The organism is Pararhodobacter oceanensis (assembly GCF_003076755.1).
In the GTDB taxonomy this organism is placed as follows: Bacteria; Pseudomonadota; Alphaproteobacteria; order Rhodobacterales; family Rhodobacteraceae; genus Pararhodobacter; species Pararhodobacter oceanensis.
The window spans coordinates 123,527-136,428 of the sequence record NZ_QDKM01000006.1 but is presented as its reverse complement, the minus strand read 5'-3'; the positions used below and the strand labels follow the sequence as shown (position 1 = coordinate 136,428).

The 12,902-nt window shown below is 64.7% G+C and carries 8 protein-coding genes; 1 reads left to right on the top strand and 7 read right to left on the bottom strand.

Annotated features, from left to right (window positions below):
- Nucleotides 1–229 precede the first annotated feature (229 nt).
- The 4 genes from DDE20_RS13810 to DDE20_RS13795 form a co-directional block, all read right to left on the bottom strand.
- A complete protein-coding gene (locus tag DDE20_RS13810; protein ID WP_116559098.1) occupies nucleotides 230–1,270 on the bottom strand; it encodes a PLP-dependent cysteine synthase family protein in 1,041 nt (346 codons plus the stop codon).
- Nucleotides 1,271–1,693: 423 nt separating this feature from the next.
- On the bottom strand, nucleotides 1,694–3,739 hold the full coding sequence (locus tag DDE20_RS19140; protein ID WP_205961674.1) for an LCCL domain-containing protein: 2,046 nt from the start codon (nucleotides 3,737–3,739) through the stop codon (nucleotides 1,694–1,696).
- 193 nt (nucleotides 3,740–3,932) lie between these two features.
- Nucleotides 3,933–4,901 (bottom strand): DMT family transporter, encoded by a 969-nt coding sequence (locus tag DDE20_RS13800; protein WP_116559097.1) that lies wholly within the window; start codon nucleotides 4,899–4,901, stop codon nucleotides 3,933–3,935.
- The gene (locus DDE20_RS13795; protein ID WP_338066517.1) at nucleotides 4,901–5,767 is read right to left on the bottom strand and encodes a LysR family transcriptional regulator; all 867 of its coding nucleotides are present in this window, start codon (nucleotides 5,765–5,767) and stop codon (nucleotides 4,901–4,903) included. Before DDE20_RS13795 ends, DDE20_RS13800 begins: the two co-directional genes overlap by 1 nt.
- A gap of 291 nt (nucleotides 5,768–6,058) precedes the next feature.
- Between DDE20_RS13795 and pncA the strand changes: the two genes are divergently transcribed.
- Nucleotides 6,059–6,664, top strand: coding sequence for a bifunctional nicotinamidase/pyrazinamidase (gene pncA / locus DDE20_RS13785; protein WP_116559095.1), 606 nt, complete (start codon nucleotides 6,059–6,061; stop codon nucleotides 6,662–6,664).
- A gap of 277 nt (nucleotides 6,665–6,941) precedes the next feature.
- Here pncA and DDE20_RS13780 read toward each other — a convergent pair whose 3' ends face one another.
- From DDE20_RS13780 to DDE20_RS13770, 3 genes are all read right to left on the bottom strand, one after another.
- A complete protein-coding gene (locus DDE20_RS13780) occupies nucleotides 6,942–10,250 on the bottom strand; it encodes an FtsK/SpoIIIE family DNA translocase (protein ID WP_116559186.1) in 3,309 nt (1,102 codons plus the stop codon).
- A 7-nt stretch (nucleotides 10,251–10,257) separates the two neighbouring features.
- Entirely contained in the window at nucleotides 10,258–11,436 is a 1,179-nt protein-coding gene (locus DDE20_RS13775) for an aminotransferase class I/II-fold pyridoxal phosphate-dependent enzyme (RefSeq protein ID WP_116559094.1), read from the bottom strand.
- Nucleotides 11,437–11,870: 434 nt separating this feature from the next.
- Entirely contained in the window at nucleotides 11,871–12,842 is a 972-nt protein-coding gene (locus tag DDE20_RS13770) for an NAD(P)H-dependent glycerol-3-phosphate dehydrogenase (protein ID WP_116559093.1), read from the bottom strand.
- Nucleotides 12,843–12,902 lie beyond the last annotated feature (60 nt).

Here is a 12,902-nt window from a genome sequence, read left to right as displayed (position 1 = left end):
CTGCGCGGAATCAAGGCGAAGCCGCCGCGCATCGCCAGACCGCCCCCCCGGGCTGGCGATTTGGTGGGGCTGGGTGCGTCGTTCAGATGATGGATGTAGAACGCACCATAAAGCGCGTCGTTCAGCCGTAAGGCTCGCCATCCTGCGGTCTGGCGATGCGCTCTTTGGTCACAACTATTGGAAGCGAGCCGACGGCAGATATTCTGTCCGAAGGCTCTCGGCGCCGCCCCTACTCCCACCTGCTCAATACATCATTGTAAGGCGTCAGGTCTTCGAAGTTTTTCGCCACCCAATCCGCATCGTAATAAGTGTCGAGATAGCGTTCGCCACTGTCGCACAAAAGCGTCACGATGGAGCCTTCCTGCCCCGCCTCCATCATCTCGCGGGCGATTTTCAGAGCGCCCCAGAGGTTGGTGCCGGTGGAAGCACCGGCGCGGCGGCCGATCAGCTTTTCCAGCCAGAGCATGGTCGCGATACTGGCGGCGTCAGGGACGCGGATCATCCGGTCGATGACCTCGGGCTGGAAGGAATGCTCGACCTTGGGCCGCCCGATCCCCTCGATGCAACTGGAGTGCGGCGAAGTCAGGCTGCGGTCGCCGCTATGGTAGCTATCAAAGAACACCGAATTCTCGGGGTCCACCACAGTTAGTTTGGTGTCGAACCCTTTATACCGGATATAGCGGCCCAAAGTCGCCGAGGTGCCGCCGGTGCCCGCGCTCATCACCAGCATCGAGGGCACGGCATGGGGCTCGCGCTCCATCTGCATAAAGATGCTTTCGGCGATATTGTTGTTGCCGCGCCAGTCGGTGGCGCGTTCGGCATAGGTGAACTGGTCCATGAAATAGCCGCCCAGCTCCTTGGCCAGTTCCACCGAGGCGTCGTGCATCTGCGGCGCGGAATCGACGAAATGCGCCCGCCCGCCGTAGAACTCGATCAGCTTGATCTTGCTGCGCGCGGTGCTCTTGGGGACCACCGCAACGAAAGGCGCGCCGATCATCCGCGCGAAATACGCCTCGGAAACCGCAGTGCTGCCGGAGGAGGCCTCGATGATCGTGGTGCCCTGTTTGATCTTGCCGTTGCACAGCGCATAGAGAAACAGCGACCGCGCCAGCCGGTGTTTGAGGCTGCCGGTGGGGTGGGTGCTCTCATCCTTGAGGTAGATTTCCACCTTTTCCAGCCCCGGCACTTCGAGTTTGAAAAGATGCGTGTCGGCGGATCGATGCGCATCGGCATTGATCTTGGCAATGGCCTCGGCCACCCAGCGGTTCATAGTGTTCTCCGAATTATCTGCGCCCCGATGCGCGGGCCGTCACACATGACGTTGCCCGCCAGAGGCCTGCGGTGCAAGTCTCTGGCGGCGCATAGCATGGGGTCGCGGCGCAGGCAAAACCTGTCATCAGAGGGGCGGCGGATTTGCGGGGGGAATGATCGGCGGCGGACTCTTCAAGTTGCGTTACAGTCCACCCGGTTGGCACGGGCCCCAGCCCGGGCCGCGCCCGACCCTCCCCACGGGAGGGCGCATTGGCGAGGTCATTCGCCACTCGCATGACATGGATGCTTTTGAGCGCGCGCGTGGATCAGAGGGGGAGTGCGCCCGCCCAGGGTCGGGCGCGACCCTTTGTGTCTTGCGAATAGCGAAATGAACGGGGGCCGGAGCATGCCACTCCGGCCCCCGTTAGCTGTTAGCGCAGCCCTAGCGTGAGGCGGACCACGAGAGCGAGAGCGGGGTGTTCACCAACCCGTATTGCCCGTTGATCGCATTGCCGTTGACGAAGCCCTGCATCGCCATTTGCGCCCCCGGAACCGAGCGCGTGAAGCTGATCGCGCCCGAGGCCGGATCAACCCTCACATCGCTCAGCGCCTCGCGGGTGCTGGTCCCGTCGAAGGTCAGCGCACCGCTCCATGTCGAGCCGTTCCAGTCCAGCTCGAGCGTCGCCGCCCAGCCGTTGAAATTGGCCCGCCACGAACCCGCTGCCGTCGGCGTAGGCGGTGCGATCGGCACGAAGCTATAGCTGCCGGTCCATTGGCCATAGTTGCTGGTGGTCACTCCATTGCTGGTCGAACCGGCATAGGATTGTTGGCCCGGCAAGATCGTCACCTGCACCACGCTCGACTGTCCGACCTGCACCAGACCGGCATGCACCGCCGCACGGCTCAGGGTGGAATCATCCGTGTAGATATTGGTGCCCCAGACCGAGCCTCCCGACGCGCCGGTGACCTGAAACAGCAGGGTCTGCCCGACGCGATTGCGAAAGCCGGTCAGATTGCCGGGATCGGGCAGCACCGAGGTCGTCGGGGGTTGTGGCGTGCCGCCGAAGGTCTCCAGCACCAGCGTCGCCTGACAGGTCTGCGCGGCATAGGTGCCGACCCAGATGTCATACTGACCCGCCCGCGCGGTTGGCAGACGCAGACGGGAATTCAGCCCGCCGTCATCATCGTTAAAGTGCCATTGACCGCTCGGATCATTGATCAGCAAGACCGGATCACAAGCGCCCTCCATGCGGAACTCGAGATCATAGTTCTGCGGGTTGCCGCTAAGGTTGAGAGTGAAGTCCGGCGCCTCGATGATATGGCCGGTGCCCGGAACCGCGCCACAGCGCGACAGATCAATATTGCCACCGGCAAGGATGCTTTGCCGCTGCGGGGTCCAGAGATCCTGACCGCTATAGGTCAACATCTGGCCGTTCAATCCGGGGTTCGGACAGGCAGCCTGAGTGGGCGGCGGCGGTGGCGGGGGTGGTGGTGGCGGCGGCGGGGGTGTGACCGCGCCACCGAAGGTCTCGAGGATCAGATTGGTGGCACAGGTGGTCTGACTATAGGTGCCGACCCAGATGTCATATTCACCCGCCCGCGCCTGTGGCAGACGCAACCGCGAGGACAGACCGCCGTCATCGTCATTGAAATGCCACTGGCCATTGGCGTCATTGATCAACAACACCGTATCGCAGGCACCATCGGTGCGGAACTCGAGATCGTAACCCTGTGGGTTGCTATGCAGGTTCAGCGTGAAATCAGCGCCCTGGATGATATGGCCGACACCGGGCACCGAGCCGCAGCGCGACAGATCGACATTGCCACCGGCGGTGACAGAATGGCGTTGCGGGGTCCAGAGGTCCTGACCGGCATAGGTCAGCATCTGCCCGTTCATCCCGGGATTGGGACAGGTGGCAATGCTAGGCGGAGGCGGCGGCGGGGGTGGAGGCGGCGGCGGAGGTGCCGTGCCACCCGGCGTGCCGGCACCGCCGAAAGTCTCGAGTGTCATCGTCGCCGAACAGAGCGAAGAGCCATAGGTGCCGACCCAGATATCATAGGTGCCGCCACCGGCATTGGCGATGCGGATGCGCGAGCCGGTGCCATTGCCGCTATCGTCGTCAAAATGCCAGCGCCCGCTGGAATCATTGACCAAAAGCACCGAATCACAGGTTGCATCGACGCGGATTTCCAGATCACGACCTGCGTTGCCTGCGTTATAGTTCAGATCGAAATCAGGGCTGGTGGCAACCCAGCCGGTGCCGGGCTGGCTGCAACCGCTCAACTGATTCGATCCGCCCGCGGTGACCGAATGGCTGCGCGGCGTCCACAGATGATCCGAGGTATAGCTGAGCTGCTGGCCGGTCATTGTCCAATCGGGACAGGCCGAGGCGGTGGTCGCGAAAGCGCTTGAAATCAGTGCAAAAAGTCCAAAAAGAATGTGTCTGATGTAACGGATATTGGGATCGGGTCCTGAAAATTTGGGCATGATAATCTCCCTTTCGCCTGGCACCACAGTCGAAGGATTGCAGCCCCCAAAGCGTTAAAGTGAGACATAATGCTGCGCGCATTGACAGGTTGACGCAAGAAATTTAGCTCGAATCCACCGGATTAGCCCCGCATTGCACCCTATACGGGGCGCGATATGGGGGCGCTCTCCTATGGCGTGTTGGCGGCTGTCCTCAATCTTCTCGTAGCAGAATGAGCAATGCGCCGACGATCAACAGGATGCCCGGCAGCACGATCACCCCCGGCACCGCATTGCCCAGCGACAGCTCCCAGATGATGATCCAGACCGGCGTCAGATAGGTATAGGCCATGACTTTCGACGCGGGCAGGCGCTGTGCCGCATATTGCATCGCCGAGGCAGAGAACACCGTTGCCAAGAGCACCAGATAGGCCAGCGTGACATAGACCAAAGGCGGCAGCGCGCGCCAATCCGTCGCCAGCAGATCGCGCCAGCCATAGGCACCGGCAACGAAAATCCCCGCCAGTGACACCAGCGCGATTGTCACCATCGCGCTTTCACCTCGATTGAACCCCTTGAGCAGCGGCGCATAGAGCGCGTGCAGGACCACGCCGAGGAAATAGATCCCCAGCCCGAGGCCCAGCTCGAACCCCAAGAGCGCCTGTAGATCCCCGCGAAAGATCACCCAGACCGCGCCCAAGGCGCCGACGGTGAGTGCCGCCGCCATGCTGCGCGTCAGCCCCTGCCGCAGCAGCAGCCAGCCGAACCCCGCCGCGATCAAGGGCGTCAGGGTGAACACCGCGCCCGCGGCCACCGGATTGGCGGTTTTCAGCCCTTCGAACATCAGCACGAAATACCCCGCATAGAGCATCCCGAGCACCGCGTAGCGCCACGGCGCGCCGAAATCCGCAGGGGTAAAGCCGCGCCGGCCCAAGCGTCCGCTGCCCGGCACCAAGGCAACCAGAAGCGCCAGAATGATCGCCGAAAGCAGAAACCGCGCCGTGGTCAGCGCCGCCGGGGTGATGTCATTGGCGACCATCGCGCCAAGGCTGAACGAGCCCGAGACCGCCGCCGAAAACGCCAGCATCGCCGCATGCCCACGCAACGCCTCACGCCGCAGGGAGAGTGCGGGATCGTGTGCGGGCGCAGGATCGGCTGCGGTCTGCAACTCCGGCGCGCTCATCAGCGCAAGACATCCTTGATCACCGAGACCGCCGCCTGCACTTTCGCGGTGCGGTGCAGATCGACATGGGTGACCATCCAGACGGTAAACGCCCAATCGGGCCGCGGCGGCATCACCTCGACCAGCCCCAATGCGGGATCGCCGCGCCCGATGCAGAAGCCCAGCCCCAGCCCATCCGCAATCGCCGCGTCGCGCACCGCCGCATCATTCGAGCGCATCGCGATCCGTGGCGCGGGCTGCAATTGCGCCAGCCATTGCTCAGAGGGCGCGCGCGAATCCGGATCTTCGGCGACAAACCGGTGTCCGGCCAGATCCGCGTCGGTCTGCGGGGTGCCGTATTGCTCAAGATAGGCCGGACTGGCGCAGAGCGAGACCGCGCCCGAGAGCACCTCTTGCACCACATTGTCAGGCTCGACCGGACGGGTGCCAGCGCGGATCGCCACATGCGCCTCGCCGTATTCCAGCCGCGCAAGGCGGCGTTCAGTCTGCACCCGCAACGACAGATCGGGATAGCGCGCGGCCAATATCGCGAAGGCCTGCCGCAGATAGGGCACCACCCCGGGCAAGGTGCTGATCACCAATTCGCCGCTGATACTGTCGCCACCCCCCGCAAGCCGCGCGCCCAACTGGGCGAATTGATCCTCGGTGACACGCCCGACCTGCGCCAAGGCCTCACCCGCCTCGGTCGGCGTATAGCCGCGGGCGTGGCGTTGAAAGAGTTTGACCCCGAGACGCTCTTCGAGCGCGTCGATATGGCGGATCACCGTCGCATGATGCACGCCCAGAAGCTGCGCCGCGCCACTGACGGTTCCCGCCCGCGCCACCTGCGCCGCGGTGCGGATTTCATCCCAGGATTCAATCGTCATAGCGGGCGGTCGTCATATCTGCGGGTCATCTCTGGCGGGTATCCTTGGGCGATAGCGGCGCGGGTGGGGGTGCGGGCGATGCGAGCCGCGCGCAGTTTCACAACCCGCAGTCTCAAAGATTGCGCGATGAACCGCAAGACCTGCTGCGGGGGCGCCGAGAGGGAAGCCATGTGGGAAACCACGAGGAAAGCCGCTGCCCGCCCTGCCCCTACGCCCGCCCTACCCCTGCCGCCTTGACGCAGCCCCCGAGGGCGCGCGATACCAAGGCAGGCAATTGGCTGGAGGTTTCCCATGCACCCCGACACAACCGCGCTCTTGGTCATCGACGTTCAACACGACTTCTGCCCCGGTGGCGCGCTGGCGGTGGCGGATGGCGATGCCGTGGTGCCCTTGATCAACGCAATGCTCGGCGATTACGCGGTGCGTGTGTTCACCCAGGACTGGCACCCGGCGGATCACAGCTCCTTTGCCGACAACCATTCGGTCGGCGAGCCGTTTTCGCTGACTGAAATGCCCTATGGTCCGCAGGTGCTTTGGCCGCGCCACTGTGTGCAGGGCAGCGACGGCGCGGCGTTTCATCCCGCGCTCGAGACCGATCCCGCCGATATGATCATCCGCAAGGGGTTCCGGCCGCAGATCGATAGCTATTCGGCGTTTTTCGAGAATGACCATGTCACGCCGACCGGATTGGAGGGCTATCTGCGCTCGCGCGGGGTGACCGATCTGGTGCTCACCGGCATCGCGACGGATTTCTGCGTCGCCTATTCGGCGATTGACGCGGCGCGGCTGGGGTTCAAAGTGACGGTGCTGCAAGAGGCCTGCCGCGCGATTGATCTCGACGGATCGCTGGATAAAGCGCTGTCAGATATGCGCGCGGCGGGGGTGGTGCTGGCCTGAGCCAAGCGCGAAGGGCCACGCCCGGGCCTGGGGGGGCGCACTGCGCTTGCCACAATGCGGTGGACTTGAAAGCATGGATGTTGCTTGAGCGATGAAGGGCATCGCCAATGCGCCCTCCCGGGGGGAGGGTCGGGCGCGGCCCGTGGTGCCCACGAGCGTGACGGAAAGAAAGGGAGGAAGGGGCTTTGCCCCCTCTTGCCTTCGGCAATTCACCCCCAGGATATTTTTGGACAGATGAGGGGGGCGGCGCGTTTTATAGGCGCCCCCCGCGCTGTCATTACTGGGCTTCGGGCACCAGAATTTCGCGTTTGCCGACGTGGTTGGCGGCGCTGACGATGCCTTCATCCTCCATCTGCTCTACCAGCCGCGCGGCTTTGTTATAGCCGATCGCCAGTTTGCGCTGGATATAGCTGGTCGAGCATTTGCGATCCCGCGCGACAATCGCGACGGCCTGATCGTAAAGCGCATCCTCGCCACCCGAATCGCCCAAGCCGAGCACCGCGTCGATATCGCTGGAGCTTTCGGGGTCCGGCCCATCAAGCACGCCACCGACATAATCCGCAGGCCCGAAGCTCTTGAGATGGGTGACCACCTCTTCGACCTCTTCATCCGAGACGAACGGCCCGTGGATACGGGTTATGCGCGAGCCGCCCGCCATATAGAGCATGTCGCCCATGCCCAGCAGCTGCTCGGCGCCCATCTCGCCCAAGATCGTGCGGCTGTCGATTTTCGAGGTGACCTGAAAGGAAATCCGCGTCGGGAAGTTGGCCTTGATCGTGCCGGTGATCACATCGACCGAGGGGCGCTGGGTGGCCATGATCAGATGGATGCCCGACGCCCGCGCCATCTGCGCCAGACGCTGGATGCAGGCCTCGATCTCTTTGCCCGCGACCATCATCAGATCGGCCATTTCGTCGACGATCACCACGATATAGGGCAGCACCTCGGGGGCGAATTCCTCGGTCTCGAACACCGGATCGCCGGTCTCGTCGTCAAAACCGGTCTGCACCGTGCGCTTGAACATCTCGTTCTTGTCGAGCGCCTCGCGCACGCGGCCATTGTAGCCGTCAATATTGCGCACACCCATTTTCGACATCTTGCGGTAGCGCTCTTCCATCTCGCCGACGACCCACTTCAGAGCGACCACCGCCTTTTTCGGATCGGTCACCACCGGGCTGAGCAGATGCGGAATGCCGTCATAGACGCTGAGCTCCAGCATCTTCGGGTCGATCATGATCAACCGGCATTCCTCGGGCGTGAGCTTATAAAGCAGCGACAGGATCATCGTGTTGATCGCCACCGATTTCCCCGAGCCGGTGGTCCCTGCGATCAGCAAATGCGGCATCTTGGCCAGATTCGCGACGATCGATTCGCCGCCGATATCCTTGCCTAGCGCCAGCGGCAGTTTCTGCTGCCCGTCGCCGAATTCGCGGCAGCCGAGGATCTCGCGCAGCACCACTTTCTCGCGCCGGACATTGGGCAATTCGATGCCGATCACCGAGCGACCGGGCACCGTCGAGACCCGCGCCGAGAGCGCCGACATCGAGCGCGCGATATCATCGGCCAGCCCGATCACCCGCGAGGCCTTGAGGCCCGGCGCCGGTTCAAGCTCATACATCGTCACCACCGGACCGGGGCGGACGCTGACAATCTCGCCGCGCACGCCGTAATCCTCGAGCACGCTTTCCAGCATGCGGGCGTTTTCCTCGAGCGCCTCATTCGACAGCGTGTAACGCTCGACCGTCGAGGGATCGGACAGCAGCGACAGGGGCGGCAGTTCAAACGCGTGGCGCACCGGCTCGAAGGGCAGCGGCGGCTCGGCCTCGCTCTGTGCTTTGCGTGAGGGGGCAGGCGCGCGGCGCGCAGGGTTTTGCACCACGCGGCGGTTCAGGACCTGCCCGCCCGCGCGCGGCGGCTGCGGCGCATCATAGAGCGCTTCGTCAAAATCCGCGTCAAAGCCGGCATCGAAATCGGTGTCGTAATTGGCATCAAGCCCGCCCTCGTGATCCTCTTCGATCACCGCGTCATGCGGATGCGACGACAGGCCGAACCCCACCGCACCCGGATAGGGGGCCTGCACCGGCGCCACGCCGAAACTATGGCTATAGCCGCCAAAGCTGGGCAGGTCCTGCGCCTGCGGGGCGGGGGCTGGCGCCGACGTGAGCGAAGGCTCGCGGCGGGCGGCGGTCAGCGGCGGCTCGCTAGCTCCGGCCGGCGCCTTGGGATGGTGGCGCGCGGGATCAAAGCGGATCACCGGTTTGGCATGGCGGCGGCTGCGGATCACATCGGTGATCCGCGAGCGGATACGGTCATCGCTGGGCGCGACAGCACTGGCCGCCTGCGGGGTCATGCCGGGTTCGATCAACTCGGATTGCGGCGCCGGGTAGCCCTCGGGCTGAGCCAGTGCCGGATCGGGGCGGCGACCCAGTTTCGAGACCCGCGCCAACAGGCCCTGACGTTCTTGCGGCTGCGCCCAGTCCTCGGGATGCGCGGCAAAAGGCGGATGCACATGGCCCATTTCTGGCGCCATTGCCGAGTTGTTGCCCAGCCTTGGATCGCCCTGTCTTGGATCGCCCTGCGCGGGCTCATAGCCGTAGGGATCCTCGGCATAGGGATAGCCCTCATCGGCGGCGGCGGGCGCATAGGCGCCATCGGGGCGGTGGATACGCACCGGATGGCTGCGCGGCTGCGGCTCGGCGGGCCAAGCGTCGCGCTCTTGCCAATCGCCCTGCGGCGGATACTCGTGATGCCCCTGCCAGTCATTCTGGCCGCGATCACCCTGCGCATGCCAGTCGTCGTGGCCTCGGTCATGGTGACCCTGCCACGCCGGATGCGCGGCGGCGGCCTGCTGCGCGGCCAGTCGCGCCTGCGCCTGCATCTCGCGCCGTGCCTGCCAGCTATTGTGCCCGCGTGCGGCCAGCCCGCCCATGCCCCGCATCGAGCCGCCCAGCAGCGACAAAAGCGCCGCATAGCTCAGGATCAGCCCCGACAGCAGGAACTGCCCGATACGGATCATCTCGGGCACCGAGGAGCCCAGCACATAAAGCCAAAGAGCCACAGTTCCGACAAAGATCAACAAGGTCAGCACGTTAAACCCGAAGGTCGAGGTCAAGGGCAGCGCCGTCAGCACCGCGCCAAGCACCGCATCGCCGAACTGCCCGCCAAGACCGTTGTCATTGCCCCAGCTCTCGCCCGGCACCAAAGTCGCCAGCCAGACCGCGGCCAGAGCCACGGCAATCGGCACAAACAAGGTGCGGCCCAGAATATTCTGCTCGCCGCGGTGGATCACCAACCGCAGCCCCCAAAGCCCCAGCGCCAGCACCAGACCCCATGAGGCCTTGCCGATCATGAACATCAACGGCCCCGCCAACCCCGAGCCGGTGCGGCCCAGCGCGTTGTTCACCGGCGCATCGGTCGCCGCCCACCACGAGGGATCCTCGGGCGCATAGGAGCCAAGGACCAGCGCCAAGAGCAGGCCAAGCCCGATCAGGCACAGGCCCAGCAGCTCCTTGCCGCGCTGGCTGAGGACTTCTTGCAACCGGCTGTCGAGCAGGGGTTCGCGTTGTGGGCTGGGATAGGATGCCATCTTGTCCTCACGCATAAAGGCAGTCGCGCAACAGGGTCAGACCCCGGCGGGTTTCATCTTCCGGGGCGACCAAAGCCACCCGGATGTAGCCCGCGCCGGGGTTCTCGCCCGCCACGTCACGCGACAAATAGGCGCCCGGCAGCACACGCACGCCGGTCTCGCGCCAGAGTTTCAACGCCGCCGCTTCGCCATTAGCGATCGGCAGCCACAAAAAGAACCCGGCTTCGGGCGGCGCATAGGCATTCAACCCGCCCAGGATCTCATCGGCGATTTCATATTTACGCTGGTAGAGCGCGCGGTTTTCCAGCACATGCGCCTCGTCATCCCAAACCGCGGCGGCGACCGCCTGCAGGGGCTCGGACAAGGGCGCGCCGGAATAGGCCCGCAACTGCCGGATCGCCTTGATTGACTGCGGCCCACCGGCAACAAAGCCCGAGCGCAACCCGGGCAGGTTCGAGCGTTTCGAGAGCGAGTGGAAGCTCACCACCCGCTCGGGATCGGCGCCGACCTCCTGCGCCACATCCAGAATGCCCGGCGGCGGCGCAGCGCGGTAAATCTCGGCATAGCATTCATCGGCGAAGATGCGGAAATCATGCTGTTCCGCCAACGCCAGCAGATCGGCCCAATAGTCGCGCGAAGCCACCGCGCCCTGTGGATTGGCCGGCGAGCAGATATAGGCCACAGTCACCCGCTCCAGCACCTCGGCGGGCAGCGATTTGAAATCCGGCAAATGCCCGGTCGCGGCGGTGGCGGGCACAAACACCGGTTCGGCACCCGCGGTCAAAGCGCCAATCGCATAGACCTGATAGAAGGGATTGGGCATCAAGATCAGCGGCGGCTTGCCGTTTTTCATCTCGGGCGAGAGCGCAATCGCGGCGTTAAACAGCCCCTCGCGGGTGCCATTGAGCGCCATTAAACGCTCTTCACCCAGCGTCACGCCGTAGCGCCGCTGCAGCCAGCCCGAGATCGCCTCCAAGAGCGCGGGCGTGCCGTTATTCGCCGGATAGCGCGCGAATCCGCCCAGCTCAGCGGCCAGAATATCGCCGACAAAGGGCGGCATCGGATGCCGTGGCTCGCCAATCGTCATGGCGATCGGGTCACCACCGGGCTGGTGATGATCCAACAGCGCGCGCAGGCGCGGAAATGCGTATTCTGGCAGGTTCGAAAACCGCTCAGGGAATGCCATGGACTGCCTCATTTTCCGGGATCATTGCGCCCCGTTTCGGCTCACGTTACCGCGCATGGCGGCGCAGGTCCAGAAAAACGAAACATTCCCAAAGGTTGCAAGCACCCTCTGTGACTTTTGCGCCGCGCGCCAAAATGCCGCCTCCCCTGCCCTCTTTCATGCCCCGTCATCTGTCCGAAAATATCCTCGGGGGTGAATTGCCGCAGGCAAAAGGGGGCAGACAGCCCCCTACCCTTCCCTTACTCCGCTCACGCAAAGCACTTAGGGCCGCGACCGACCCTGGGCGGGCGCAGCTGTCCTCGCCACAACGCGCGCGTCCGAAAGAAGAGGTGTCGTTCGAGCCATCCACGTCATCGCCAATGCGCCCTCCCGGGGGGAGGGTCGGGCGCGGCCCGTGGGTGCCCACGGGCGAGACAGTTCAACCGCTGCCCGCCTCAACCCCTCTCGAACCGCAAGGGCCGCGACAGCAGCAGATCGACCGCTTCCTGCAGCGCCACCTCGCCCTTCAACAGTGCCGAGACCATGCAGATCACCGGCATCTCGTCAGGATCGGCGCCCTCAGCCATGGCATGGGCGGTCATCACGCCTTCGACGGTCTGGCCCGGATCGGGCTCGGCACCGGCGCCAATCGAGACTCCGTGGCGAAAGTTGCGCGATTTATCCGAGGTGCAGGTCAGCACCAGATCGCCAAACCCCGACAGGCCGAGCAGGGTCTGCGGATTGGCCCCGCGCGCCTGTGCCAGACGGGAAATCTCGGCAAACCCGCGGGTCATCAAAGCCGCGCGCGAGCTTTCTCCCAGACCCGCGCCAATGGTGATCCCCGCCGCAATTGCAATCACATTCTTCAGCGCCCCGCCCAATTGCGCACCAACCAGATCGTCGCTCAGATAGAGCCGCAGATGATGCGTCGCCAGATCCGCCTGCAGCGCCGCGGCGCCCGCCCCCTCGGCGGCCAGCGTCAGCGCGGTCGGCTTGCCGCGGGCGATATCGGCGGCGAAACTCGGGCCGGTCAGCACCCCGCGCGTGGTCTCGGGCAGGACATCGGCCAGCACCTGCGTCGGCAACAGCCCGCTACCCATCTCGACCCCTTTGCAACAGGCGATCAACACCCGCCCGCGCAGCGCCTCTTCATGCGCCTCAACGACGCTCCGCAACCGCTGCGTCGGCACCGCCAGCAGCACCACCGGCGCCTGTGCCGCCGCGCCCAGATCCGCCGTGGCCTGCAAACCTTCAGGCAGGGCCACGCCCGGCAGCCGCGCTTTATTCTCGCGCTGATCTGCCATCGCCGCGGCCTGCGCCCCGTCGCGCGCCCAGATCTCCACCCGCCGTCCGGCCTGCGCCAAAGCCACGCCCAGCGCGGTGCCAAAGGCTCCGGCGCCCAATATCCCGATGTCTGGCCTGCTCATTCACGCCCTTTCCGCCCGTTTCGGGCTTTGCAGCCGGTGCTCCCATTCGCTATGAGGGGC

What these genes read in the sequence shown, in the direction of transcription:
- DDE20_RS13780 (WP_116559186.1), bottom strand. Translation starts at nt 10,250, where the DNA reads ATGGCATCCTATCCCAGCCCACAACGCGAACCCCTGCTCGACAGCCGG.
- DDE20_RS13795 (WP_338066517.1), bottom strand. Translation starts at nt 5,767, where the DNA reads ATGACGATTGAATCCTGGGATGAAATCCGCACCGCGGCGCAGGTGGCG.
- DDE20_RS19140 (WP_205961674.1), bottom strand. Translation starts at nt 3,739, where the DNA reads ATGCCCAAATTTTCAGGACCCGATCCCAATATCCGTTACATCAGACAC.
- DDE20_RS13775 (WP_116559094.1), bottom strand. Translation starts at nt 11,436, where the DNA reads ATGGCATTCCCTGAGCGGTTTTCGAACCTGCCAGAATACGCATTTCCG.
- DDE20_RS13800 (WP_116559097.1), bottom strand. Translation starts at nt 4,901, where the DNA reads ATGAGCGCGCCGGAGTTGCAGACCGCAGCCGATCCTGCGCCCGCACAC.
- pncA (WP_116559095.1), top strand. Translation starts at nt 6,059, where the DNA reads ATGCACCCCGACACAACCGCGCTCTTGGTCATCGACGTTCAACACGAC.
- DDE20_RS13810 (WP_116559098.1), bottom strand. Translation starts at nt 1,270, where the DNA reads ATGAACCGCTGGGTGGCCGAGGCCATTGCCAAGATCAATGCCGATGCG.
- DDE20_RS13770 (WP_116559093.1), bottom strand. Translation starts at nt 12,842, where the DNA reads ATGAGCAGGCCAGACATCGGGATATTGGGCGCCGGAGCCTTTGGCACC.